This window comes from Enterobacter cloacae complex sp. SYL003 (assembly GCF_049236925.1).
Lineage (GTDB): Bacteria > Pseudomonadota > Gammaproteobacteria > Enterobacterales > Enterobacteriaceae > Enterobacter > Enterobacter intestinihominis.
Window position 1 is genome coordinate 1 of sequence record NZ_JBMKJK010000076.1, and the last position, 509, is coordinate 509.

Below are 509 nucleotides of genomic sequence, written 5' to 3' on the forward strand. Positions count from 1 at the left end.
GAGAAATACCTGTGGACCAGCGCGTCGTTCTCCTTCGCGTCAAACATGGTGAAGAGCTTCATCAATAACGGCTGGTGCGTGCAGATCCGTGGCCCGCAGGCGGGCGGGGCGGTGAAAGATCTGCCTATTCATCTGTACGATTTGGGTACCGGCAACCAGGTGAAAATCCCGTCTGAGGTGATGATCCCGGAGACCCGCGAGTTTGAGTTTGCCAACCTCGGCTTTATTCCGCTCTCGTATTACAAAAACCGCGACTATGCCTGCTTCTTCTCGGCGAACTCCGCGCAGAAACCGGCGCTGTACGACACCGCAGATGCCACGGCCAACAGCCGCATCAATGCCCGTCTGCCGTACATCTTCCTGCTGTCGCGTATTGCGCACTATCTGAAGCTCATCCAGCGCGAGAACATCGGCACCACCAAGGACCGCCGTCTGCTGGAGCTGGAGCTGAATACCTGGGTGCGTAGTCTGGTGACGGAAATGACCGATCCGGGCGATGAGTTGCAGGC

1 protein-coding gene is annotated in these 509 nt (G+C 57.8%); it reads left to right on the top strand.

Annotated features, from left to right (window positions below; translation table 11 throughout):
• Positions 1–509 (top strand): type VI secretion system contractile sheath domain-containing protein (locus tag ACOT1A_RS24645; protein WP_232962026.1); only part of this gene is annotated, 509 nt, incomplete at both ends.